The sequence below is a fragment of the Micromonospora trifolii genome (genome assembly GCF_050516465.1).
In the GTDB taxonomy this organism is placed as follows: Bacteria; Actinomycetota; Actinomycetes; order Mycobacteriales; family Micromonosporaceae; genus Micromonospora; species Micromonospora trifolii.
In genome coordinates this window covers 4459789-4483063 of sequence record NZ_CP191526.1, presented here as the reverse complement: position 1 = coordinate 4483063, position 23275 = coordinate 4459789, and the positions used below count along the sequence as shown (strand labels likewise).

The window sequence follows — 23275 nt, the reverse complement described above, 5'->3', positions numbered from 1 at the left end:
ATGCGAAAATCTCCTCTATGAAGCCAGCCAAGAACCCGTGGTGGCAGATATCGAAGACGCCGAAGCAGGGCTTCGTCAGGGCAGGCGTCTGGTTCGCCCTGGCCGTCGGGTGGATGCTCGTGGCCGTCGGAGACCCCACGCCGCCCCACTGGATATTTGCCGCACTGTGGGCGGTCGTCGGTGTGGGCTACCTGGTGTCAGCCGTGTCGCTGCGGCGATGGCAGCGCGCGACTCAGGACAGGACAGGGCCAGAAACCGCGGCCTGGGCCGCTTGAGCGCGACCCGCCAGCAACGGCCACGAGGATCGACCCGCCCCAGGTCGAGTTGGTGTCCTGGTGTCATGGCCAGGACGTAGATGTTCTACCGCTAGCCGTGGTGGATGTCCGGTTCGGCAGTGCCGAACGGGTTGTCGATGATGTACCGCCAGCGGCCGTCGGGACCGCGGCGGGCGACGTCGGTGGCGGTTCCTTCGATGTGTACGGGTCGGCCGTCGCGGTCGGTGCCGTCGATGGTCCAGTCCACGATGAGCAGGGCGACATCGTCGGCCACGTAGACGTGGCGGGGTCGCACCTCGATGGGGATCCCGAGGTCGAGGAAGCGCTGATTGGCCGCGATCCGGGCGGCGCCGGTGACGGGCTGGCCGGGGACGGCGACGAGTAGGCCCTCGGGTTCGTAGACCTGCTCGACCGCCGCGACGTTCCCTGAGTTGAAGGCGTGGGCGAACACCGACGGGTGCTGGGCCGCGCTGTCGCTGAGCGGGACACTCGTGAAGTGGGTGGTGAGATCGTGAGACATGCTGACAGTCAAGGTGCTGCTCGCGGAGGTATCCAAATGGTGAGTGGCGGCTGGGATCGTGACCTGGTGCCGGACCAGCGCGGCGCGGCCCGCCGGCCGGAGCCCGGCTGCCCCGTCGAGGTCGCCCTGGCCGCGGTGAGCGGCCGGTGGGCCACCCTGGTGCTGCGGGAGTTGATGCACGGCCCCCGATCGTTCGGCCAGCTTCAGGCGGCGCTTCCCGACCTGAGCGCCAAGGTGCTCAGCGAGCGGCTTGCGTCGCTGACCGCACGGGGCTTGGTCGAGCGTGATCGCTCTCGCACCTTCCCGCCGAGTACCTGCTATCGCCTCACCCGCGCCGGTACGGAGCTGCGCCGGTTGCTCGTCGAGCTCTACCGGACCGGGGACGCCCTCTTGCGCGAGCGGGCGTGACTGGCGACAGATCCGCTCTCATGGACCAAGGAACCGCAGGATGGCGTCACGAAGTTCTCGGTACGGGTCACGAGGCCCAAGGTCGGGGTCGGAGAACGGGGGACCGGCAAGGAGCTTGGCCAGCACCGGCGCCAATCGCTTGCGTTCCGCGCGGAGGTTCGACCAGGCCGAGTCGGGCAGCCGCAGCACGTTGCGCAGCAGGTCGCCCGGGTAGTAGTCACCTTCCGCCAAGGGTTCGCGGAGCAGGACTTGTACCGCGAGAGGCAGTAGGGCCGGCACGCCGATCTCTTGTCCGAGCATGATGCGCAGATCTTCGACCGTGAACTCAGCCAACGGCTTGCGTCGCAGCTCTGTGCAACGCGTCACGAGGAACGTGTCGTCCGGGTCGGGGTCCGGCCACACGTCCCGTTCAAGCTGCTCGATGGTCGTCACGGCGGTGAGGGTAGTTCGCACCAACCTGAGATGCCGACGAGGATGGGCCCATCCACGGGCTAGTCGTTTGGCCGCGACGGCAGACGGTCCCGCATCCAGTCCGCAAGAGGTCCACGGACTGCGGGGGAGCGGTGAGAGATGTCGCCATGAGGGCCCCATCCCTACGCCTCTCTGCCACGTCCGCTGTCACGGGGCCGATGCCTGATGAGGCCGAACGCGAGGAACGCGAGCGCGAAGCCCGCGAGCGTCCACGTTGTTGCGGGTCCGAACGTGCCGATCAGCCGGCCGAGGTACCCCACTGCGAGTGACAAGAAGAAGAGCCCAGCGCAGATGAACCAGCTCCCCGCATCGACCGACCGTCTCCATCGTCTCCGGGCAAAGGCGACATCCGGCCGGTCAGTAGGAGACGAACGCCGTAGCCGGCAAGGACCAGACCGGCGATGCCCAACAGCATGTGGAACAGGGTCCGGGGGTCCATAGATCACCCTCTACCCGGGTGACCTGGTTGGCAACCAGGTCGCCCGGCAGTACCCCGCCCGCCGGTCAGGTTTGGTACAGCACCGCCCGGTAGCCCCACATTGCCGCGACGATCAGCACCGTGATCCCCACCGTCATCGGCCACCGGCGACCACGCGGGCGGGGAGGGCGACGACGACGGTCGCCGCGTACAGCACCGCGACGACAGCGGTCCAGAGTGTTGCGGTGGCCACCCGATCGGCGATCCGGCAGCCTGCAGGTGCGGGCAGGACGGCAGCGCAGATGTCAAAGCGCGGCACGGCCAACCACCAGAAATCCGCCGTGGCGGTCGCCGCTGTGACGGTGGCGGACGCGACCCCGAGCCACGAGCGGAGGCGTACGGGCATCCGCATCCCCGCAGGCTCATTCACGGTCGGAACTATATTCGTCGGCCTCGCAGGCCACGTGCGAACGTTCACTACCGCGTCAGTCCGATGGTGGCGGCCAGCCGAGCAACGTCGGCCGCGCTGGGTCCCGCGTGGAACACGGCGGTCAGCGTTGCCCGGGCCACGGGGCGAATTCGTGTCTCCCAGGTGGCGATCCGGTCGGCGGCGACAAGCGCCCGGCCGGCGGAGCGTGGGTCGCCGAGGTCCAGGTAGGCGTGCGTGATGTCGATCAGGTGGGCGGCTCGGTGCTCGGCGGGGAGCAGGTGCCAGGCGTTACCGCTGGCGGCCCTTTCGTGGGTGATCACGGCCAGTTGATGGTCGCCAGACCACATCGCGATCAGGGCGCGGGTGAGGTCAACAGGTGTCGGACCGAATCCGATGCCGTCGCAATCGTGCTGACGCGAGGCCGTGGAACTCAAGAACTTCGAGCCGATGCTCGTGCTCGGTCTACTCCAGACCGAGAGCTATGCCCGCGAGGTCAACGTCATTGGCCGCGAGACCGACCCGGAAACCGTCGACCAGCGGGTTTCCGCCCGGATGACCCGGCAGGAGGTGCTGCATCGGAAGCCGAGTCCGCTGCGGATGCACGCCATCCTGTCCGAGGCATCGGTGCGTACCGAGGTGGGCGGCCCGGACGTGCTGCGTGAGCAACTGGATCACCTGGTCACCTTGAGTCGGCTGCCGAACGTGACGATCCAGGTGCTGCGCTTCGAGGCCGGCGCCCACCTGGCGGACAGCAGTGGCTTCGCCCTGCTCAGCTTCGAACGGGACGAGCCACCACTCGGCTACATCGAGACCCTGGCTGGCGAGCTGTTCCTTGAGTCGAGCCGCGACCTGGCGCGGCTGTCGGCGGCGTACGACAATCTGAGGACGCTGGCGATGTCACCCGCCGAGTCGATCAGGTTCATCAAGGAGCTGAGCAAGCATGGAACGTAACGCCTGGCGTACGTCGAGCCGTTCCGGCAGCAACGGCCAGTGCGTGGAGGTGCGCGACCGGCGCGTCCAGGTCGACGTCCGTGACTCGAAGGCGCCCGATGCCGGAATGTTGAGCTTCGCGCCCGCCGTCTGGGACGCGTTCGTGGACACGATCAAGACGAACGCCTGCCGCCCCTGACCCGGCAGGACGGTGGCATGGTTCAAGGCACCCGCGACGAGCTGATCGGGCACCTGGCTGAGGCAGTCGGGGCCATCGCAGTCGCCCACCCGACGCGGGTTGCCGTCGACGGACCGCCCGCCGCAGGCAAGACCACCCTCGCCGACGAGTTGGCGGTCGTCCTGCGCGAACAGGGGCGCGACGTCATCCGCGCCACGATCGACGACTTCCTCTTCCCCCGGGCGCGGCGCTATCCGCGCGGCGAGTACTCGGCCGAAGGCTGCTACTACGACACCCACGACTACGACGCGCTGAACCGGGTTCTGCTCGATCCGCTCGGCCCGGGCGGAGATCGACGCTTCCAACCCGCGGTGTACGACCGCACCGCGGATGCCGTGCTCTCCCCGCCGGCCACGACCGCCCCGGCCGACGCGGTGCTCGTCTTCGACGGCGTCTTTCTCCTGCGTCCGGAACTGATTGATCGGTGGGACCTGCGCATCTTCGTGTCGACGGCACTGGAGAAGACAGTGGATCGTGCCGTGATCCGAGAGCGTCGGGTGTCAACTCGGGCCGACGTCGAACGACGCTGGCGCGAGCGATACATCCCCTCGCAGCAGCTCTACTTCGCTAAGGCCCGCCCGACCCAGCACGCCGATATTGTCGTGCACAACGACGAGCCCCAGCGGCCGGTCTGGGAGACTGCCCGGCGAGGAGATCCACTCCCCGGAAGCCCTGGCAGCCGGTGAGTGAGCCGCGCTTACGGGTGGTCGACATACTCGCCAAACGGTTCGACGGATCCATCCCAGCCGTTCCAACCCTGTTGGGTGAGCTGCCCGTTCGCGTAGGTGTATGACCAGCGGGCGCCGTCCTCACCCTCGATCTGAACCGTGCCCGAGCGAACGAACGGCGCGATAGCGACGTAGAAGGCCGTCGCCCGGTTCGACCACTTGGGGTCACCCTCGTCGTCGTACCCGAATTCGATCCAGTCTCCGTCGCGGACGATTGCGGCCCTGGCCACCTCCGCCAGGTCGGCAAGCGTGCCGCTCGACGGAAACGCATCCGGCTCGTACCACTCACCTCGTCCAGCCAGGGCGGCTTGGACGGCGGCGACCGCAGCGGCGTCCTCCGACTCCGGGAGGTTCAGGCGGCCTGAAGGACTCACCGTGTATCCCACGGTGCGCACCCTACAACGGTCGATGTTCACCATGCGTTGGTGTGGCTGGCCGCCCTTCAGGATGTGGTGGGGCGCATGTCGCGGAGGCGGAACTGGCCCGGGAGGTCGCAGCAGCCTTCGGCGTGGAGGTCGAGGGTGGGGGCGTTGAGGGTGGACGGCGTGAAGTAGGACGGGTCGAGGTGGTAGGTCAGTTTGGTGCCCGTGCCGGGTGGGCCGACGGGCGCGGCTTTCGGGCCCGGGTGGAGGGACGCTATGACGACCGCGGTCAGCACGCTGGTTGCCAGGTGCGCATCGGCCCCGAAGTTCATGCCTGGCCGGCGGCGGACCGACTCGTCGAATTCCAGGACCGTGATGTTCGCTGCGGTGTACTCACTCACGCCCATACGGTGCCCGATCCGGCCGGGCAAGAGAAGGTCGGGCTACGTGTCGCCGGGACTCTGCTCGCGGGTGCGCTTGATGCTGCCGACCTCGCCTTTGATCGGCAGCCAGTAGAAGGGGATGAATGCGATGACCACTACGAGGCCCACGACCGGATGAAGGGCGCCGAGTGCGGTCCCGACGGCGATCCAGAGTGGCGCGGGGCGGAACCGCCTGCTGATCGCCCGGGCGGTGGCGTTGTCGGTGGCGGAGGTCAGCAAGCGACGGCCGTTCCTGGCGTACTCCCAGATCACGTTGAAGAGGATGGCGGCCACCTCGTAGGTGGCCCCGTAGAAGATGAGTGCGGTGCGCTGGCCGTGGCCGGACTCGAACGCGTGGGCCAGGAGGGACGAGGCGAACGGCAGGAACGCGATCACCATCAGCAGCAGGGTGTTGAGCAGGAGCAGCATGCGGTCGGCGGAGCGGATGTGATCGAACATGACGTGGTGATTCACCCACATCTGCCCGATCAGCAGGAAGGTGATGGCGTACGCCACGTATGAGGGCCACAGTTCGATGAGGCCGCGGAGCAGGTGCTCGGTATCCTCCGGCGGCTGGATCTCCAGGACGAGCAGGGTGACGGCGATGGCAATGACCGCGTCGCTGAAGGTGACCGCCCGCTTCGGATCTCGTTCCGCACCGACCGGGTTGCTGGATCTGGTTGCGCCCTTCGTGGAGGCGCCGCGAGCCGCGCGGAACCAGCGCATGAGCCTCCCCCAAAGATGAGAGCACGCGGTCACGCACCGCAGGCAGGGCCGCCCACGGTGGTCATCCAAGAGCCTTCCGGTGCCGCGGGTTCCCGCCGTCGCATGAGCCAAACCGGCTATGGAGCTGCCTGCGCACCCGGTGTCGTCGCGAGGTCGTGGAACAGGTCACGTGCCGCTCGGCCACTGTCTTTGATCAACTGCGGTAGGTACCCGGCAATCTCTTCAGGCTGCCGGCCTGCGATGTGTCGGTTCCAGCGGTTGATGAGCTGCTGTAGCTGTTCCGGGACTTCGCGGCCCTTGAGCAGGGTCACCCACAGGCGCGACATCTGGTCCGAGAGCTGCTCGAAGGTTGACCGCAACCAGCGGTTCGCGCTGGCGATGGCAAGGACCTGGAAGACACGCATCGACAGCTCAGAGAAGCGCAGGACCGCTTCCAACTGATGCTCGCCGTCGGTATCGGGCGGGGACCACTCGCTCAGCAGCCCGGCAAGCTCTTGCGCCTGGGCGTCGGAAAGGCGTTCCAAGCCCAGGCGGACAAGCTCGGGGCCGATGAGATCCCACGCCTCGACCAGCTCCGACACTTCCTGAGCGTCGAGGGGGCTCACGACGTAACCGGCCCGGGGCAGCGTGATGATCAACCCGTCCCGGTCCAGACGGGCGAGCGCCCGACGAATCGGAGTCAGCCCGTAGGGAGTCGAGCGGGCCAGTCCCCGCTCTGTGAGCGACGACCCGGGCGGGAGCTCGCAGGTCACGATGCGGGTACGCAGAGCCGCGTAGGCCTGCTGCGTCAGCGAAGCCTCCCCCGTCGCACCCTGGTCGGTCATAGGAGGAAACCCTAGCCCGCCGCCACCCCCGATCCGAGGCGACATCGCACGCTCTCCGCGAACCGGACTTGACCATGCCGGCCACGACAGACATGCTCGACACTGAAATTTCAGCGAGGTCAGAGGGGTTCTCAGCAGAATGAAGGCATTCGTGCTCGCGTTCGGGACGCGTGGCGACGTGCAGCCGTTCGTCGCCCTGGGGCGCGCGCTGTCCGACGCCGGCCACGAGGTACTGGTGGCCGGGCCGGCGTGTTACGAGTCGCTCGCCGCTGCCCACAGCGTTCCGTTCGCGCCCGTCGACGACCAGTGGAACCGGCTCACCGACGAGCCCCACATCCAGGAGGCGCTCGCGACGAACTACCGCGGGCTGAAGGCGAAACGGACAGCCGTCGAGGTGGTGCGTCGGACCCGGCAGCACGTCGCCGCCGTGCTCGACGACATCACCGCAGCCGTTCCCGCCCAGACCGACGTCGTCGTGCACCACACGATGCTCCCCGGCCAGCACCTCGCCGAGGCCCTCGGCGTCCCCTCGGTCCCGGTGGCACTACAGCCGAACTGGGTTCCGACCGACGCCTTTCCGTGCCCGATGTGGGCCCCGCCATGGCTGCCCAGACCCTTCAACCGGCTGAGCTACCGACCAGCCGCGCTCGCACCTCAGATGCTCCTCGGAGTGGTAGGGCAGCACTGGCGTGCACGACTCGGGCTGAGGTCCAGGCGTGGGTCCGGTGACCCGTTCCGCCGCCCCGATGGAGGCCCCGCCTTCGTACTGCAGGCGTTCAGTCGCCACGTCCTGCCGCGGCCGGCCGACTGGCCCGGATACGCGCCCGTGACGGGATACTGGACCCTCGCCAGCGAGGACCACGGCCCGTCGCCCGCCCTGGCCAGGTTCCTCGACGGCGGAGCGCCGCCGATCTATGTCGGCTTCGGCAGCATGCGAGGCCAGAACCCCGAGGCGATCGGCGAGATGGTCCAACACATGGTCCACGCAACCGGCCTGCGAGCCGTTGTCGCAACCGGTGCCGGCGGGATCGCACTGGCAGGCTCGAACAGCGACTCCGTCCACGTCGTCGACGAAGCTCCGCACGACTGGCTTTTCCCCCGGACCGCAGCGATCGTCCACCATGGTGGAGCAGGAACGACAGCTGCCGCGCTGCTCGCCGGACGCCCACAGGTGATCTGCCCCTTCACCGGTGACCAGCCGTTCTGGTCCGAGCGAATGCAATCCATCGGCGTTGCTCCGGGCCCCATCCCGCAGCGGCACATCACCGCCGAACGCCTCATCGAGGCAGTCGAAGCGACGAGATCCGACACCACGATGCCCCGTAGGGCCGCCGACATGGGAGAGCTGGTGCGCTCCGAAGGCGGAACACATCGTGCAGTCGAACTTCTACTCGAGCTCACGGCCCACCGGGCCACACGCTCGGCCTGAGCGGACGGCCTCAGCCGATGTTGAGCAGCAACACCTGGTCGTCGCGAAGGTCGGAGACGGTGTCGCGCAGCAGCCTCAACGTGTCCAGACCGGCCAAGCCGCTCTCCTCGAAAACCACCCCCATCTCCTCGAAGTGGGCGGCCAACTCCTCCTCGCGGTGCGCGCCGGGATCGAGCTGTTCCGACAACCCCGGGGCTGGGGTGATGAGCGTGGTCAGGCCGTACGCGCTGTTGATGGCCTCCGACTCGGCATTGAGCTCCGGCTGGTCCAGGTCGATGCCGCGCTCCTCCAGATAGGTCAGGACGTAGAGCATGCAGTAGCCGGACCAGTCGTACTCCTGCCGCGTCTTGCTCCCGTGTTCCGCCAGGTACGTGTGGAACGACGACGGCGACGTGCGGGCCAGGCGGGCCAGCTCGGTGATGCTGTCCCTGGGGACCACTGTCAGTGACGCGATAGCAGACAACGCATCCTCCGTCGGTTCAGGAGAGCACGCGGTAGGTCACGTGCAGGACCGTGCTTGCCGCTCGCGCCGTCACCTGTTCGAGGTTCAGCGGCGGGACACCATCGAACAGCCGCACGCCGGCGCCGAGGGTGACCGGCACGATGTGCAGCCGCAGCTCGTCGACCAGACCGGCGGCGAGGTACTGGTTGATGGTGGTCGCGCCGCCGTGGATCAAGATGTCGCCGCCACCGGCCGCCGTGCGTGCCTGCGCGAGCGCCGACTCGATCCCGTCGGTGACGAAGTGGAAGGTGGTGTCGCCCGCCATCGGCTGCGGCTCGCGCGCGTGATGGGTGAGCACGAACACCGGCTTGTGGAACGGTGGGTCGTCACCCCACCAGCCGTTCCACTGCCGATCCCACTCGCCCCGCACCGGGCCGAACATATTGCGGCCCATGATGACCGCTGAGGCGGCGTTGCTCAGGTCGAGCTCGGCCTGGTTCTCCTCAGCGGCGTCGAACATCCAGGCGTGCAGCCCTCGGCCCCAGCCGTCGCCACCGTCGTCACCGAAGGGTCGTTCCTCGGTCTGGTTGAGCCCGGCCGAGTACCCGTCGGCGGAGATGGTCTGGTCGGCGATCACCTTGCCGCTACGTGTGGTCACAGCGCACTCCATTGACGACTTGTGGGCGAGAGATCAGCCTACGGCCACCCTTGATCCCGATCGTGCTGAAGTTCTGGCACCTATCGGGAGGGCTGCGCTCGAACGAACATGAAGAGCAGCGCGGCGGCCATCACCACGGGGGCCAGGGCGCACGCGACACTGACCACCACCGCCGTGACCCGAGAGCTGGGGTCGGTCCCGGTCTCTCGTTTCGGGAAGGCGTACACGCCCACCAGGAGGAGAACGAGCCACAGGGGCACCAGCAGGGGAGCGAGAGCGGGCCAGACGGGCCAGACCGGCTCGGTGACGATGCCCGGGCCCAGGGCTGTCCAGGTGAGGGCGACGCCAGGCAGGAGGCCAGCCGTCACCAGGGTGGAGACCAGCAGGCGTACGGGGCGACGTCGCCGTGCCACCCACCCGAACAGCGCCGCGCCGGCTGCGGCGCCGGCGACGGTGCCAGCGACCGTGCTGGGCAGGAACTTGCCGGGCGCGGCCGGTGCGATGGTCAGCGCCGTCCCGCTCGCCGAGTATTCGAGCGTGACCGTCAGTCCGTCGCGCTCGGCCCGCCAGCCGTCGCACAGGTAGCCAGGGACGCGGCGCAGGCCCTGCCACCCCTGCGTCCCGGCGCTGCGCCGCAGCTGCTCGGAGAGCCCACAGTCGTCACCATCGTCGTACCGGAAGAGCTCCCGGCCCGAGCCCAGGTCGTCGGCAGCGAGAGGGACGCCCCACCGGTAGCCCTGCACGATCCGACCCGAGTCGACCGGCACCGCACCAGGAAGCAGCTGCGCCGCCAGGCTCTGCGCCTGGTCGCCGCTGGGCGGCGTGACACCGCGACCGCCGTACCAGGCACCGAGGCTCAGGCCGACCGTACCCAGCAACACCGCACCGAGCAGCACCATCGCGACGCGCCGCAGCCGATGGCCCACCGGCGCACCTCCCTGCAGTAGTGCGCTAGAGGTTAGCTCCCGAGGCCCGTCCGTGCTGCCCGGCTGTGTCGCCGCAGGGGCGAGGTGGATCGTGTCCATTACGCGACGAATAGATCGAGTTTGCTGGGCGGGGGACGTTAGTTTGATTCGGTGATGTCAATCGCTGGTACGGGCGTGCGCGTCAGGCTGCTCGGGCCGGTGGAGGTTGTCGTCGCCGGCAGTCCGCAGGCGGTGAACGGCGTGCGCCGCAAGGCCGTACTGGCGACGTTGGCGCTGCACGCGGGCCGGGTGGTCAGTGTCGACCGGCTCATCGACGTGGTCTGGGGCGACCAGCTGCCGGCCACCGCGGCGAACACGTTGCAGCGCCACGTCTCCTACCTACGCGGGGTGCTCGGCGAACCCGGGTCGATCGTGGCGCGCCAGCCCGGATATCTGCTCGACACCGGGCCGGATTCCACTGACGTCCAGGCCGCCGAGCGCCTCATCGAACTGGCTCGGCGCTCGACGGACCGCAACGAGCAGGTGAAGCACCTGACGGCCGCTGTGGCACTGTGGCGGGGCCCACCGCTGGCCGACGTGGCCGGGTCGGCCTGGCTTGAGGAGCAGGCGGAACACCTGGCGCGCCTGCGGTTGGAGGCCGAACGATCGCTCGCCGAGGCCCGGTTGTCCGTCGGTGAGCACGCTGGGCTGGTCCCCGGGTTGGAACGGCTCGTCCGACAGCACCCCTTCGACGAGCACCTGCACGCGCAGCTGATGCTCGCCCTGTACCGCGACGGCCGACAGGGCGAGGCGGTCGCCACGTACCGGCGGCTGCGCGACAACCTGCGGGAGAACCTCGGCCTCGACCCGGGTCCGCGGTTACGGGACCTGGAGTGCGCCATCCTGCGCCAGGACACCGCGATCGCCGCGCCGGCCGCGGCGGCACCAACGCGGGTCGCGGCGCAACTGCCTCCCCCCGTACCGACGTTCACCGGGCGCGACGCGGAGCTGGCGGCCCTCGACGCACTGGTCGACCGGGGAGGCACCGTCGTGGTGTCCGGAACCGCCGGCGTCGGCAAGACCGCGCTCGCCGTGCACTGGGCGCACCGCGCGGCCGAGCGCTTCCCCGACGGGCAGCTCTACGTCAACCTGCGCGGCTTCGACCCGGCGGCCACCCCGACCGAACCGGCGCGAGCGCTGCACGGCTTCCTGGAGGCGCTCGGCGTTCCGGTGGCACGGATGCCGCGCGACCCGGACACGATGGTGAGCTTGTACCGCACGACGGTGGCGGGCAAGCGACTGCTGGTGGTGCTGGACAACGCGCGCGACGCGGAACAGGTCCGGCCGCTGCTGCCCGGCTCACCGGACTGCCTCGCCATCGTCACCAGCCGCGACCAGCTCATCCCGCTGGTCGTCACCGAAAGCGCCCAACCGGTGCCCCTCGACCTGCTGAGCCCCGGCGAAGCCCGCGACATGCTGATCCGCCGGCTCGGGGAGCGCCAGGTCGCCGCCGAACCCGCCGCGGCCGACACCATCGCCGACCGGTGCGCGCGGCTGCCCATCGCTCTGGCCATCGTGGCGGCCAGAGCCGCCACCAACCGGCACTTCTCGTTGGCCGCCGTCGCCGGCGAACTGGGCGACCTGGACGCCTTCCGCGCAGGCGACGAGGCCACCGACGTACGAGCGGTCTTCTCCTGGTCGTGCCGGACGCTCAGCCCACCCGCGGCGCGGCTGTTCCGGCTGTTGAGCCTGCATCCCGGCCCGGACGTCTCCGCCCCGGCCGTGGCCAGCCTGGCCGGCGTCGACGGGCAGGCGCTCGGCCCCCTGCTCTCCGAGTTGACCCGGGCGAATCTCTTCACCGAGCACACGTACGGGCGCTACGCGTTCCACGACCTGCTGCGCGCGTATGCCGCCAGTCTCGCCGACGAGGCCGAGCCGCCGGCCGAGCGTCGGGACGCCGTGCACCGGCTGCTCGACCACTGCCTGCACACCGCCCACGCCGCCGACCTCGCGCTGCACCCGCACTTCAGCGCGATCAGCCTCCCGTCACCCCGAGCGGGCGTGACGCCGGAACGCCCGAGGAGCCGGTCGGCCGCCGCGGCGTGGTTCGCCACCGAGGTCCCCGTCCTGCTCGCCGCGGTACCGCTCGCGGCGCGGTCCGGGTTCGAGGGACACGCCTGGCGGCTCGCCTGGGCCATGGCCGGCTTCCTGCACCGGCAGGGGCACTGGCAGGACTGGCTCGGCACGCAACAGATCGCTCTGGCCGCCGCGTCCCGCATCGGGGATCAGGCGGGGCAGGGCCACGCGCACCGCAGCCTCGGTCTCGCCTGCTCCCGGCTCCGACGGTACGACGAGGCCGACGACCACCTGCGCCGCGCGCTCGACCTGTTCACCGACGTCGGCGACGACGCCGGCCGGGCGCACACCTGCCTCAACCTTGGCCAACTGGCGGAGCGGCAGGGGCAGCACCAGCAGGCGCTGCGCCATTCCCGGCGGGCGCTGGCCCTGTTCCGGGGGACCGGAAACCGGGCCGGGCAGGGGTACACCCTCAACGCGGTCGGTTGGCAGGAAGCGTTGCTCGGCAACTACCACCATGCCCTTGAATCGTGCGGCGAGGCGCTGCGGATGTTGCAGGAGGTCGACGACGTCCAGGGGCAGGCCGACACCTGGGACAGCCTCGGCCACGCCCACCACCAGCTCGGGGACGACCGGCGAGCGATCGCCTGCTACGAGCGCGCCCTCGAACTCTTCACGCAGGTCAACGACCGGTACGCCGAAGCGGGCACGTACGTCAATCTCGGCGGCAGCCACCGGGCGCTCGGCGACGTCGGCGCCACCCGTGCCGCGTGGCGCCGAGCCCTGACCATCCTTGACGAGCTCGGCGATGCCGACGCCGACTCGATCCGCGCCGACCTCGAACAGCTCGACGCCACGAGGCTGCACTGACGTACCTCGCTTTCAGCGCCGTTTCCGGGCCGCTTCAGCGGGCCCCGCCACTCTTCGGACACCAGTTTCTTCCGCATCAGGGATGGAGCGTTCGATGAGTCGTTTGGCACACCGCCTCGCGGTGATCGGGGTGGTCAGCGGGATGGTGCTGGCCATGTCCTCCGCCGCCGTGGCCCAGACCGAGAAGCCGCCACAGAAGGGCGCCGACTGCGTGGTCCAGCACGTCGACGAGCGCGGAAAGATCCTCCGCACCGAGACCGCGCCCGAGGGACGGGAGTACGGCCAGTTCCGCTGTGTCGCCGGGAAGTGGACGTTCGCGTGGGCGCCGTTCGGCGCGGACGACATGATCACGGCCGACGAGATCCAGATGGAGCCGTCAGGTGCCGTGTCGGTCCGGCGGTTCATCGGCCCCGCCCTCGGCAACGACCTCACGGTGGGTGAGATCGCTGGCATCGCCCAGGCCGTCAGCGGCAGTCGAGAGGTGCTGATCGACCGCGCGATCGTGGCGGTCGACGACGGCAAGGAGCGGACCCCGGAGCAGGTCGCGGCGCTGCTGGCCGGCAAGGACGACACCGGGGTACGGGTGCTGGACATCATCGAGAAGCCCAATGCCGCCATGTCGACGAAGGACGTCATCGACGAGGCCGGCGGCACCCCCGAGTCGACAGTCGTCTACTTCAGCATCTGGGGCGCGATCAAGTCGGTGTTCGCCTGGATCGTGGACACGATCGGCGACATCGGCGAGTGGATCGACGACCACTGCGACGTGGGGTCCCCCAACGACTTCGGCGACATTGTCACGTGTCGCTGGTAGCCCGTCCCACCCCGCCGACACCGATCACCGAGATGAGGACAGGATGACAACTCTGCGGGACATCACCAGGCGCGCCACCATCGTCACGACCGCCCTGATCGTCGGGCTGACCGCTTCGTACGCCCCGTCGCAGGCCGCCGAGGGGGAGGCCCGGACGACGATCACCGACCACCCCGGTGCCCCGGGCGCGATGCTCCAACAGTTCGAGGATCTGACCGGCCGGCCCGTCGGCGACCTGGACAAGGTGCTGGCCGTCGACACCGGCGGGCGGAACCTCACCGGCGACCAGCTCGAAGCGCTCGCCGCCGGCAAGGAGGTTGACGGCGTCAAGGTCGTCGGCACGATCCCGGGCAGTCGGGACGTCCTCGGCACCACAATGGCCGACCTCGCCGACGGCGCGTACGACGGCAGCGGCGACAGCGGGACAGCGACGTCCCTGCTCTTCTCCTCCTCCACCCCCGACGGCCGGGAGTGGTGCCTGACCATGTGCGTCGCCTCGGGCAAGACCATCTGGCAGTGCCTGCTGTCGCGCCGGACGGGCGATCTGATCCTCACCCTCGACCTTGACGGCGGCACCACGGTCGGCGGAACGAAGGCCGCCTTCGAGAAGGCCAACGGCGTCGCCGTCGACGGCCCGTACACGGTGGACACGCTGATCGGCGACCGCGAGCCCTCGGCGGACGAGATCAAGATGCTCCTCGACGGCAAGGACATCGAGTCGATGCGCCGGGTGGCGACAGTGGACGGACCGGACCCCGGGTGGGCGCTGGCCGACATCGCCGGGAAGTCCGGCGTTGTGTACGCCAAGAACAGGGGCCACCTCTTCACCCTCAACCTTCCGATCCTCGGCAAGATTCTCATTTGGTGCGACTCGAAGGATGGCGGGAAGACCTGGAAATGCTCGGCCAATAAATGGGGCGGGTTCTGACGGGTAGCCCGTCGACGGTCCCGCTCCGCCTTCGCCCCCCCGGTCGAGGCGGAGCGGGATTCCGCGCTTGAGCGCGCCGCTCATACTCGGCAGGTGATCAGCAACGAGCCTCGCGTCCCTTGGTCGCCTCGCGCGCCCCACCCGGCAGACAGTTCGACACTGCCGCTCTACATGGTTTTCTTCTTCCTCCTGGGCATCTTCGGCTTCGCGATCTACGGACTGAGCGACGGCGAGGGGGCGTTCGTTCTCGCGAGCATCATCTCGGGAGTGTTCTTCGCCTGCTTCCTGATCCTCTTCGCGATCTACTGGATCGGATACCTGCTCAAGGGACACGCCATCTGGCAGGCCGAGCGCCAGGCTGAGTCCGAGGGGCCGTCCATGGGTCAACAACCGGAGGACTGAGCCCGTCGGCTTGAGCCCGGCGTGCGAACCTCCACTCAACCCCGGAGGCCGCCGGTGGCGTCTCACTCTGCGTCCGCAGTTAGACGCGAGGTGGACGCGACCTGGAGGTGGCGTGAGTCGGCACGAGGACGACGAAGAGTTTCGGCTGTTCGTCCAACGACAGTGGGGATCGCTGCTCCGAACGGCCTACCTGCTGACCGGCGACCGGGGGACAGCCGAGGACCTGACGCAGTCGGCGTTGGAGAAGACCCATCGGCGCTGGGGTCGGGTGCTGCGCAGGGACGCTCCGGAGGTCTACGTACGCCGGGCGATGGTCAACACGGCGATCTCCTGGCGGCGTCGGCGGCGGCCGTTGGAGGTGCCGCTGCTGACCGGCGACAGCCAGCCGACGCATGACGCGTACGTGCAGGTGGAACAGCGGCAACTACTCCTCGCCGCGTTGCGGCGATTACCGCCCAGGACGCAGGCGGTGCTGGTGCTGCGCTACTTCGAGGATCTCAGCGAGGCGGACACCGCCAAGGTTCTCGGCTGTTCCGTCGGCGCGGTGAAGAGCCAGGCGTCGCGCGGGTTGGCCCGGCTGCGGAGCGACTTCGCCGCCCCACCCGCCGCTCAGTCCCCGGTACGGCTCGAGGAGGAACTGGCATGACCGGAAGCTTCGCCAATTCGACGCTCAGTCCGGCGCTGCGGCAGGCCGCGCACGGCGTCGACGTACCCGAGGACCCCTGGCCCGGGTTCGCCCGCCGGGAGCGACGCCACCAGCGGACGCGGCTGGTCCGCACGGCGTTGGCCGCCGCGGTCGGGGTCGCGCTCGTCGGGGTCCAGACCAACGTGGTTCCGCTGCCCGGATGGGCACCGGGCATCGCGGTCGCCGCCACTCCGACGGCGCTGCTCGACGCGCCACCGCGGGGCGCGCTGGCCGGGGATCGGGCCTGGCTGGACACGCTCCGGACGCGGATCAGCGCAGATCCGCCGGTGCGAATCGACGCCCCGGTGGGTGCCTGGAAGGTCGGCGATCGTGACCGGATCCGGCTGATCTACGGCAGTGACCAGCCGGGCCACCGGGTCGCGCTGGTCGCGGTGCCGCTGCGGTTCGGTCTGCTGACCAGGGAGGCACTGGTCTGGTACGTGGGTCCGGCCGGAGCCGGTGCCCAGCAGATGCGCTACGGCGGCCACAGCGAGGGTGACGACGACCCGGTGATGACGCTGATGCAGGCATACCCCGACCGGGCCGGGTTCGCGGTCGCCGTCGGTCCGCCCGAATCCACAGTGACGATCAGTGGCGACCCTCGATACACACCGAGGGGGACTGTGGAGTACCAGGACATCGCCAGGGCGGACGGAGGCGGGGTTGGGCTCGCCGTGCTGCCTCCCGAACCGCTTCCGCACGAACCCGTCGTCCGGGTCAGCCGCGGCGACCGGGTGTTCTTCCAGGGCGGTCTGGGCGGCGGCCCGTACACCGGGCTCGATCCGACCGGGCCGGAGATCGACGCCCTGCTCGCCGGCGCTCGCCGACCCGCCCGAGGTACGCCGCTCGACGACGCCAACCTCCGCAACTTCGTCCATACGGCACTCCAGGACAGCCACCTCCCGGCCGTCGGCACGACGGTACGGGTGCGGTGGTCGGGCCGCGAGCACGGCCAGGCCGCCGCCCTGCTCACCGTGCAGCCGGCCGGCGGTGGGGTGATCGCGTACGCAATGCACGGCGACGACCGGACCGGCTGGTGGACCGACCTGCGGCTGCTGCTGCCCGCCGAGGGCGCCGACCGGCGACCGATCGGCTGGCGGGTCCGGACCGAGGACGGGGCCCGGCCCCCCACGGGGGCGGTGCGGGTGATCGCCCCGCCGGACGCGGCCCGCGTCACGATGACGGTCGCAGGCGCACCCCCGGCCACGGTCGCCCTCGACGCGTCGAACGCCGGCACCACCCGCGTACCGCCGGACCAGGCGGCCATTCTCACCGCGTACTCCAGGGATGGCGGCGTCCTCGGAACCGCCCCGCTGCCGCCGGTGGAAACGGACCACGACGCGGGGGGTCTGCCGGGCGACAGCCCGGCCACCCGGGTGACCCCCTGACGCTCCGAGAAGCGGGCCGAGCCGTCCGAGGGCGGGATGGCGAGCTCGTCCTCGATCCGCGCGACCGTTGCGGGACCGGCCGACCGGGGTCGCAACGTCGCGAACCCCGATCGGCCGGCGAATGGGGCCGGGCCAGGGTGAGTGGCTCGGACACGCAGAGGCTAGAGCTGGTGGATGGAGTCGGCTGCATGTGCCAAAGGGTCAAGAAACCGACAATTTTGCGAGAAGAAACGCGTTACCACAACGCCATATTCATCCCACCCGAGAAAGGACCGCCTCGGTGCAGCCCGGGGGCGCGATATGAACGATCTCGATTGTGACCTGGTAGAGAACCATCACGCGACCCCTGGTTCGCGAAACGGCCAGCCTTGTACGGGAAACGGATCGGCTCGCGAACTCGGCGTGTCGTGTCGACGTGGATATCGCTGCTGTCGGTCTGACGTCGCCGACAGGCCGTTGCGTACCGCTGAGTATCACGTTCAACCAGTTCGGGCCGGATTGACGGCCCGACGGAGGTGACGGCGCATGCCGTGGACGGGAAACCCTGACGGGCAGGAGCCTGTGACCCAAGACGTCGTCGAGACCGACGACCCAGAACGAGCGCACTATCTGATCGCGCAGAGGTTCGGAGAACACCGAGTTCGGATTTCCGGGCCGCCTGCCCGGTTCCGCTACCGGCAAGCCGTGTTGCGGGCCGACGAGCTGGAGATCGGCGAGACTCGCTACACCATGCGCAACCGCAGCGAATCGTTGCCCTACACCGATCTGGCCGTGACGACTGTGACGCACGGCCGGTACGCGGTGCGCACCAACGACGAGGAACTGCGCCTCGGCCCCGGCACGACCGGCCGCTACCCGGAGGTGGGCGCAATCCATCTCATCGACGACCTGGCGTCCGTCTTCGTTCGGCTGCCGATGCAGCGGGTCGCGGCGACCGCCTCCGCTCGAACCGGCCTGCCCGCCGCGAATTTCCAGTTCACCACGATGGCACCCCTCTCCCCGGCCATGGCGCTGCTCTGGCAGTCGATGACGGCGTTCGTCCGGCGACAACTCGCGGTCAACGCGGTGGTTGCCAGTCCACTGGCCCGGGCGGGCCTGGTGGACCTGGTGGCGACCACCGCCATCGCCGTGTTCCCGAACACCACCATGACCATCAACTATCTGCCCCGACAGGCCGGCGTGGGCCGCGCGGTCGTGCGTCGGGCCGCCGAGTTCATCGAGGCGCATGCCGCGGTCCCGTTGACCGTGGGCCGGATAGCAGAAGCCTGCGAGGTCAGCCAGCGCGCGTTACAGGTCGCGTTTCAGCGTCACCACGGCCAGAGTCCGATGGCGTTCCTGCGTGCCGTCCGATTACGCCAGGCGCACTGGGACCTGCAACACGCCAAGCCGGGGCAGACCGTGGCGGAGACGGCCCGACGCTGGGGTTGGACCCATGCCGGGCGGTTCGCCCAGGCGTACCGCGGGACGTACGGCTGCCATCCCTACGACACACTGCGGGCATCGGGAGTACCGGCACCGGCGGAGCAAAACCGCTGACGAATGATGTCGGCTGGACGGCTGGCCGAATTGAGCTGCGAGGCGGTCGAGCAGGGAGTACCAATGCCGGTATGGCTGAGCTGCGGAGCCCGCTCGTGGACGTGCATCGATCCTTTCTCGCCGCGATGGCCGAGCTGAGCGAGGAGGGGCGTGGGGGCGCAGCCGACCCGACCGAGATCGGTCGGGAGATCCGGACCTTCGGTCATTCATGGTCATCGGTGGACGGCTTCGCGGCCTACGTGCGCTGGCTGAAGGACCAGGCGCGGGAGGACGCGCCGCGCCCGGAGGGCTACGTGCCGGCCACGAACCTGTGGTGGGTGGACGACGATGACTACCTCGGGCGCATCGCCATCCGGCACCGTCTGACCCCGCAACTGCGCGAGCTGGGTGGGCACATCGGCTACGACGTACGTCCAACGGCACGTCGTCGTGGGTACGCCACCTCGATGCTCCGATTGGCGCTGCCGGTCGCTCATGAACTGGGCATCACGTCGGCACTGGTCACGTGTGACATCCAGAACGTGGCCTCCCGCAAGGTGATCGAACGTAACGGTGGGGTTCTGGAGGACCAGCGCGGCAACAAGTTGCGCTTCTGGGTGCCGACCGGGTGACGCAGCGCCGCAACGCCAGTCTCTAGGATCGACAGCCTTGATGGCGACGGCCTGCGGGAGCGCATGGTGACAAGCGAAGCAGTGCGGCCACCCGACCGGCTCGCCGACATCGCCGAGCGGGCCGAGGCCGTACTCGTCGATTTCGACGGTCCGATCTGCCGCCTGTTCGCCAGCAAGGCCGCGCCGCGCATCGCCGCCGGCCTGCGTCAGCTGATCCTCAGCCGGGACGTCGTCCTGCCCGATGAGCTGCGCGACGAGGACGACCCGCTGGAGCTGTTCCGCGCGATCGCTGTGGTCGCGCCCGAACTGGTCGGTGTCGTCGGTGCGGCCCTGGCGGCGGCGGAGGTCGAGGCAGCGGCGTCCGCGGAGACCACGATCGGAGCCTTCGACCTGGTCGCGGCCTGCCTGGCGACCGGGCGGCCCCTCGCCATCGTCAGCAACAACTCCGCCGCCGCCATCGGCGCCTATCTCGGGCGCCGCGACCGGGCCCGCTACTTCGCCGCCGTCATCGGGCGAGGCGAGCATCCCGATCTGCTGAAGCCCAACCCGGCGCCCGTTGTGCAGGCCCTGCAAGCGCTGAAGGTCGCACCCGATGCCGCTGTTCTGGTCGGTGACTCGATCACCGACATCGCCGCAGCCCGAGCCGCCGGTGTCGCCTGCATCGGGTACGCCAACAAACCCGGCAAGGCCGAACGCCTCGCCGCCGCCGGTGCCGACGCGATCGTCACCGACATGACCGACCTGTCCGGCGTCCTCGCTCGTACGCGCAGGCCGGTCAGCCAACTGCCGTGGGTCGACTCGGGCGGCGGGCCGCTCATCGTCGTGCCGACGACGGCGCTCGGCGAGTGGAAGGGCGCGTCGGACGACGACGATGACTCCTGGGGTGACTACGACCGGGCCTGCGACGTCGATGGTTACGTGGGGGTGCTGGATGTCGGGGCCGACCAGGCGCTCGTTCTGGCCGACGAACCGGCTTCCACCACGTACCTCCCGGATCGGCGGATCTTTGTGCGGTGGCTCTACGCCGTCTCCGAGACAGAGGTCGTCCGCCTCGTTCCCCGGGCGGTCGAGATCGCCGAGTGGGAAGACGCGGGTACGTGGACGACCAGCGGCCCAGCCGAATTGTTCGACTCCGGCTATACCGGCGACGGGTTGGAGCACACCACCCATCTCACGGTGGACCTGGTTCGTGGCACGTACCTGATTCGCACCGCGTTTGTGCAACCCGACAAGAGGACGGCGCTGATGCTGGTCCACCTGATCGAGCAGACGCAGCCGGTCTGAGTGGCCCGAACATATCCGGACAGACCCGTGAGCAGCCCGGACAGGGCACCTCTGTTCGGAACAGGCATCGACCGTAGCCAACGCCTTATTCGCGCCAATACGCTGATGTCCGGTCACCCAGGACGCTGGCCAGCAGGAATGGGTGACGAGTTTCGCCGGTACGTGGGGGCCTTCAACGATCCGTCAGCACTGTCGCCCGTTTAAGCGGCAGCACACTTCATGATAGGGAGACCTCATGCGAATCCGTCGTGTCATCTACGCAACGGCCCTCGGAGCCATCCTGGCGGTCACCTGGATGGCCGCGCCCGCTCAAGCCGGCTGGGGCCACGGCTGGTAATCCGCTCCGCGAATGCGGGCGGGCCGGTGCCCAGCGGGACTCCGGCCCGCCCGACCGCTGCGCTGTGCTCAGCCGCCGACATCGCGGGCGCGTTTGTCCGGAGATCGACGTTGCGCCGGGCACTGTCCTGGTGACATCGAAGGCTGACACAATGTGATGCGTGGATGGGGAGCAGCGGGAGCGCGCCGTCTTCATCGCTGAAGCCGAATTGCTCGAACAGCGGCACGACTCTTGGGCTTCACTTCAGCGGAGGCAAGCCGCGTTTTGGCAACGCTGGAACACCCTGACCACTGTCTCGTCGGCGGTCCTCGCAGGCGCTTCGGGTGCGGCCGGGCTGGCCTCCGCCGAGCTGGGCACGGCAGCTGCGATCGCGGCCCTGGTGGCAGCCGGCCTCGCCTCGGTGGCCAGCAGTTCCGGGGCCGCCCACCGCAGCGAGGTGGCGTTCACCTCCGCTGCGGCCAACCAGGCCCTGGCCGACCAGGCCAGGGCCTTCCGGACCATCTGGGCGCCACACCAACCGCTGACCGATGTGCGCGCCCGGTTTGCCGAGCTGTCCCATCAACGTGATCAGGCGGTCACCAGCGCGGCGTTGAAGTTGGGCAGGCGGTCGTTGATGCGGTATCTCCGGAGGAACGCGTCCACGATCAGCCCGTGAGGGCAGGGCACTGACGCCGCCCGCCCAGTTTGGCTCGCTCCCGAAGCGCCGGAGCCGGGCGCTGTGCCCTAGCCACCGGTCAGGACGCGGCCGTGCGGATCTCCGATCGGGTCGGGACGACGCGGTGACGGCGGACCGGGTACAGCACCGGGTGCGCGATGCTCCAGGCGGCGCCCGTGCAGACGAACTCCTTGTACCGGGCCGCCAGCTTCCCGGTGAGGAGGGCCGGCCGGGCCCGGTCGTCGGCGGTCACGTACTGGATGATGCCGTCGCGGCGGCCGAGGCTGATGCACTGGTTGAAGTAGCGCAGCGGGGCCTTCGGGAACTTCGTCCGACCGGTCAGTCGTGCGGCGATGGCGTCGGCGGCCTGCCAGGCCATCGGGATGCCCGAGGCGCAGGACATCCGCAGCGGCTTGCCGCCCGGTCCTTCGGCGATCGCGGCGTCGCCCACCGCGTACACCTCGGGGTGTGAGACCGACCGCATGCTGGCGTCGACGATGATCTGTCCGGTGTCCGCGACCGCCAGGGTCGTGGCGGCGGCGATGGGGTGCACGGCGAAGCCGGTTGTCCACACCGTCACCTGGGCCGGGATCTCCCGACCGTCGCGGGTGACAGCACCGGCCGCCTCGACCCGCGCGATGTCGGTGTGCTCGTGCACGGTGATGCCGAGCCGGTCGCAGACGCCACGCAGGTGCTGCTGCGCCTTGCCGTTGAGCCAGTCGCCGAGACCGCCGCGTGCGGCGAGCGCGACATCGAGGTCCGGCCGGGTCTCCGCGATCTCGGTGACCGCTTCGAGGCCGGTGAGGCCGCCGCCGACGACGAGCACGGTCCCGCCGGCCGAGAGGTGGGCGAGGCGGTCGCGCAACCGCAGCGCCGAGGGCCTGCCGGCGATGTCGTACGCGTGCTCGGTGACCCCGGGGACGCCGTGGTCGGCGGTGACGCTGCCGAGGGCGTAGACGAGCGTGTCGTAGGTGATCTCGTCGGTGCCGTTGTCGTCGGCGAGCGCGACGGTCCTGCGATCGGCGTCGACGGCGGTGACCCGCGCCCGCCGAGGGTTGACGCCAGTGCCGGCGTAGACCTCGCTCAGTGGGCGTGGTTTGAGGTCCTGTCCGGTGGCGAGTTGGTGCATGCGGACCCGCTCGACGAAATCCGCGTCGGCGTTGACGAGGGTGATCTCGGTGTCGTCCGGGTGCAGCCGCTTGGCGAGGCGCCCGGCGGCCATGGCTCCGGCGTAACCCGCTCCGAGGACGACGATGCGGTGCTTCATGGTGGCACTCCTGTCTCGGTGGTGGTCGCTTCCTGAACCGGACAGCGACGCGATTCCTGACAGGCCGCGGCTATGACCTGGGTCACCAGTTTTCGATCTGCCTCGCCCGTGCGAGGGAGGCGCTCATGCGTGCGGGGGAGGCACCGGGCGGTGGCAAGATCGCCGGGCGGGGCGATGTCCGCGCGGCGGCGAAACGGCAGGCTCAATCACGTCGAACACCCGACGTGAACGCCTCC

The 23275-nt window shown here is 69.5% G+C and carries 28 protein-coding genes; 16 read left to right on the top strand and 12 right to left on the bottom strand.

Going from position 1 to position 23275, the window contains the following annotated elements; all coding sequences use genetic code 11:
• Positions 1 to 17 precede the first annotated feature (17 nt).
• Complete coding sequence (locus ACQRWP_RS20745) at positions 18 to 275, top strand: hypothetical protein (RefSeq protein WP_430497050.1); 258 nt, start codon at positions 18 to 20, stop codon at positions 273 to 275.
• A 91-nt stretch (positions 276 to 366) separates the two neighbouring features.
• On the opposite strand, the gene ACQRWP_RS20740 is transcribed toward ACQRWP_RS20745, so the two are convergent.
• A complete protein-coding gene (locus ACQRWP_RS20740; protein ID WP_430497048.1) occupies positions 367 to 795 on the bottom strand; it encodes a YybH family protein in 429 nt (142 codons plus the stop codon).
• A gap of 39 nt (positions 796 to 834) precedes the next feature.
• On the opposite strand from ACQRWP_RS20740, the gene ACQRWP_RS20735 reads away from it, so the two are divergent.
• Positions 835 to 1203 carry a winged helix-turn-helix transcriptional regulator gene (locus ACQRWP_RS20735; protein ID WP_430503241.1) on the top strand — a complete coding sequence of 123 codons (369 nt, stop codon included), beginning with the start codon at positions 835 to 837 and terminating at the stop codon, positions 1201 to 1203.
• Between the two features lie 18 nt (positions 1204 to 1221).
• Here ACQRWP_RS20735 and ACQRWP_RS20730 read toward each other — a convergent pair whose 3' ends face one another.
• The 3 genes from ACQRWP_RS20730 to ACQRWP_RS20720 all read right to left on the bottom strand — a co-directional run bounded on the left by ACQRWP_RS20730 (position 1222) and on the right by ACQRWP_RS20720 (position 2842).
• Positions 1222 to 1635 (bottom strand): contact-dependent growth inhibition system immunity protein, encoded by a 414-nt coding sequence (locus ACQRWP_RS20730; protein ID WP_430497046.1) that lies wholly within the window; start codon positions 1633 to 1635, stop codon positions 1222 to 1224.
• A gap of 611 nt (positions 1636 to 2246) precedes the next feature.
• Entirely contained in the window at positions 2247 to 2522 is a 276-nt protein-coding gene (locus ACQRWP_RS20725; RefSeq protein WP_430497044.1) for a hypothetical protein, read from the bottom strand.
• A 47-nt stretch (positions 2523 to 2569) separates the two neighbouring features.
• On the bottom strand, positions 2570 to 2842 hold the full coding sequence (locus ACQRWP_RS20720; protein WP_430497042.1) for a hypothetical protein: 273 nt from the start codon (positions 2840 to 2842) through the stop codon (positions 2570 to 2572).
• A 103-nt stretch (positions 2843 to 2945) separates the two neighbouring features.
• On the opposite strand from ACQRWP_RS20720, the gene ACQRWP_RS20715 reads away from it, so the two are divergent.
• Genes ACQRWP_RS20715 through ACQRWP_RS20705 form a run of 3 tightly spaced genes read left to right on the top strand, consistent with a single transcriptional unit; the run spans position 2946 to position 4376 of the window.
• Complete coding sequence (locus ACQRWP_RS20715) at positions 2946 to 3473, top strand: DUF5753 domain-containing protein (protein ID WP_430497040.1); 528 nt, start codon at positions 2946 to 2948, stop codon at positions 3471 to 3473.
• A complete protein-coding gene (locus ACQRWP_RS20710) occupies positions 3463 to 3651 on the top strand; it encodes a DUF397 domain-containing protein (RefSeq protein WP_430497039.1) in 189 nt (62 codons plus the stop codon). Before ACQRWP_RS20715 ends, ACQRWP_RS20710 begins: the two co-directional genes overlap by 11 nt.
• Positions 3652 to 3668: 17 nt before the next feature.
• Positions 3669 to 4376, top strand: a complete 708-nt coding sequence (locus tag ACQRWP_RS20705; RefSeq protein ID WP_430497037.1) for a cytidylate kinase family protein — start codon at positions 3669 to 3671, stop codon at positions 4374 to 4376.
• Positions 4377 to 4387: 11 nt separating this feature from the next.
• Here ACQRWP_RS20705 and ACQRWP_RS20700 read toward each other — a convergent pair whose 3' ends face one another.
• From ACQRWP_RS20700 to ACQRWP_RS20685, 4 genes are all read right to left on the bottom strand, one after another.
• Entirely contained in the window at positions 4388 to 4837 is a 450-nt protein-coding gene (locus tag ACQRWP_RS20700) for a hypothetical protein (RefSeq protein WP_430497035.1), read from the bottom strand.
• Between the two features lie 23 nt (positions 4838 to 4860).
• Positions 4861 to 5181, bottom strand: coding sequence for a hypothetical protein (locus ACQRWP_RS20695; protein WP_430497034.1), 321 nt, complete (start codon positions 5179 to 5181; stop codon positions 4861 to 4863).
• 42 nt (positions 5182 to 5223) lie between these two features.
• Positions 5224 to 5928 carry a TMEM175 family protein gene (locus tag ACQRWP_RS20690; RefSeq protein WP_430497032.1) on the bottom strand — a complete coding sequence of 235 codons (705 nt, stop codon included), beginning with the start codon at positions 5926 to 5928 and terminating at the stop codon, positions 5224 to 5226.
• Between the two features lie 116 nt (positions 5929 to 6044).
• The gene (locus ACQRWP_RS20685) at positions 6045 to 6752 is read right to left on the bottom strand and encodes a GntR family transcriptional regulator (protein ID WP_430497030.1); all 708 of its coding nucleotides are present in this window, start codon (positions 6750 to 6752) and stop codon (positions 6045 to 6047) included.
• A 139-nt stretch (positions 6753 to 6891) separates the two neighbouring features.
• Between ACQRWP_RS20685 and ACQRWP_RS20680 the strand changes: the two genes are divergently transcribed.
• Positions 6892 to 8181: a glycosyltransferase gene (locus ACQRWP_RS20680; protein ID WP_430497028.1), complete on the top strand. Its 1290-nt coding sequence runs from the start codon at positions 6892 to 6894 to the stop codon at positions 8179 to 8181.
• Between the two features lie 10 nt (positions 8182 to 8191).
• On the opposite strand, the gene ACQRWP_RS20675 is transcribed toward ACQRWP_RS20680, so the two are convergent.
• From ACQRWP_RS20675 to ACQRWP_RS20665, 3 genes are all read right to left on the bottom strand, one after another.
• A complete protein-coding gene (locus tag ACQRWP_RS20675; protein ID WP_430497027.1) occupies positions 8192 to 8644 on the bottom strand; it encodes a hypothetical protein in 453 nt (150 codons plus the stop codon).
• A gap of 16 nt (positions 8645 to 8660) precedes the next feature.
• On the bottom strand, positions 8661 to 9281 hold the full coding sequence (locus tag ACQRWP_RS20670) for a dihydrofolate reductase family protein (protein ID WP_430497025.1): 621 nt from the start codon (positions 9279 to 9281) through the stop codon (positions 8661 to 8663).
• A gap of 80 nt (positions 9282 to 9361) precedes the next feature.
• Positions 9362 to 10207: a hypothetical protein gene (locus ACQRWP_RS20665; RefSeq protein ID WP_430497023.1), complete on the bottom strand. Its 846-nt coding sequence runs from the start codon at positions 10205 to 10207 to the stop codon at positions 9362 to 9364.
• Positions 10208 to 10381: 174 nt separating this feature from the next.
• Here ACQRWP_RS20665 and ACQRWP_RS20660 point away from each other — a divergent pair, with 174 nt between their 5' ends.
• The 10 genes from ACQRWP_RS20660 (at position 10382) to ACQRWP_RS20615 (ending at position 21772) form a co-directional block, all read left to right on the top strand.
• Complete coding sequence (locus ACQRWP_RS20660) at positions 10382 to 13132, top strand: BTAD domain-containing putative transcriptional regulator (RefSeq protein ID WP_430497021.1); 2751 nt, start codon at positions 10382 to 10384, stop codon at positions 13130 to 13132.
• Positions 13133 to 13226: 94 nt separating this feature from the next.
• Entirely contained in the window at positions 13227 to 13946 is a 720-nt protein-coding gene (locus ACQRWP_RS20655; RefSeq protein WP_430497019.1) for a hypothetical protein, read from the top strand.
• Positions 13947 to 13989: 43 nt separating this feature from the next.
• Positions 13990 to 14874 (top strand): hypothetical protein, encoded by an 885-nt coding sequence (locus ACQRWP_RS20650; RefSeq protein WP_430497018.1) that lies wholly within the window; start codon positions 13990 to 13992, stop codon positions 14872 to 14874.
• 93 nt (positions 14875 to 14967) lie between these two features.
• Positions 14968 to 15276, top strand: coding sequence for a hypothetical protein (locus tag ACQRWP_RS20645; protein WP_430497016.1), 309 nt, complete (start codon positions 14968 to 14970; stop codon positions 15274 to 15276).
• Between the two features lie 112 nt (positions 15277 to 15388).
• Positions 15389 to 15922 (top strand): SigE family RNA polymerase sigma factor, encoded by a 534-nt coding sequence (locus tag ACQRWP_RS20640; RefSeq protein WP_387172008.1) that lies wholly within the window; start codon positions 15389 to 15391, stop codon positions 15920 to 15922.
• Complete coding sequence (locus tag ACQRWP_RS20635) at positions 15919 to 17349, top strand: hypothetical protein (protein ID WP_430497015.1); 1431 nt, start codon at positions 15919 to 15921, stop codon at positions 17347 to 17349. The genes ACQRWP_RS20640 and ACQRWP_RS20635 overlap by 4 nt, the downstream gene beginning before the upstream one ends.
• Before the next feature lie 684 nt (positions 17350 to 18033).
• On the top strand, positions 18034 to 18885 hold the full coding sequence (locus ACQRWP_RS20630; RefSeq protein WP_430497014.1) for a helix-turn-helix transcriptional regulator: 852 nt from the start codon (positions 18034 to 18036) through the stop codon (positions 18883 to 18885).
• A 71-nt stretch (positions 18886 to 18956) separates the two neighbouring features.
• Complete coding sequence (locus ACQRWP_RS20625; RefSeq protein ID WP_430497012.1) at positions 18957 to 19496, top strand: GNAT family N-acetyltransferase; 540 nt, start codon at positions 18957 to 18959, stop codon at positions 19494 to 19496.
• Positions 19497 to 19562: 66 nt separating this feature from the next.
• Positions 19563 to 20780, top strand: coding sequence for an Imm21 family immunity protein (locus ACQRWP_RS20620; protein WP_430497010.1), 1218 nt, complete (start codon positions 19563 to 19565; stop codon positions 20778 to 20780).
• A 497-nt stretch (positions 20781 to 21277) separates the two neighbouring features.
• Positions 21278 to 21772 (top strand): hypothetical protein, encoded by a 495-nt coding sequence (locus tag ACQRWP_RS20615; RefSeq protein ID WP_430497008.1) that lies wholly within the window; start codon positions 21278 to 21280, stop codon positions 21770 to 21772.
• Positions 21773 to 21851: 79 nt separating this feature from the next.
• On the opposite strand, the gene ACQRWP_RS20610 is transcribed toward ACQRWP_RS20615, so the two are convergent.
• Positions 21852 to 23039, bottom strand: a complete 1188-nt coding sequence (locus tag ACQRWP_RS20610; protein WP_430497006.1) for an NAD(P)/FAD-dependent oxidoreductase — start codon at positions 23037 to 23039, stop codon at positions 21852 to 21854.
• Positions 23040 to 23275: the final 236 nt, after the last annotated feature.